The organism is Bacillus cereus group sp. BfR-BA-01379, from assembly GCF_022663605.1.
GTDB lineage: Bacteria > Bacillota > Bacilli > Bacillales > Bacillaceae_G > Bacillus_A > Bacillus_A mobilis.
Window position 1 is genome coordinate 1 of sequence record NZ_JAKUFT010000270.1, and the last position, 258, is coordinate 258.

Here is a 258-nt window from a genome sequence, read left to right on the forward strand (position 1 = left end):
TACGAATTAAGAAAACACCTGAAATAAGAATTAACGCTGCAAATAATCCGATGCGTGATTCATCGCCAGTCTTTGGGTTATCTGTTTTCTCAGCTTTTCCACTTTCATTTGTTCCTTTGCTCGCCTCTTTATTTGCTTCTTTACTCTCTTCTTTCTTCACTTCTTCTTTTACTTGTGTATCTGTTTTTGTTTGATCATTCTGCTTTGTTACAGTAGTTTCTTTATTTTCTCCACCTACCGCTTTTACATTTGCATCAA

Annotated in this window: 1 protein-coding gene; it reads right to left on the reverse strand. The window is 35.3% G+C overall.

Annotation, left to right across the window (positions count from 1 at the left end):
- Positions 1-258, reverse strand: a 258-nt coding sequence (locus tag MR113_RS27805; protein WP_242257513.1) for a sortase B protein-sorting domain-containing protein, incomplete at both ends; no start/stop codon positions are given.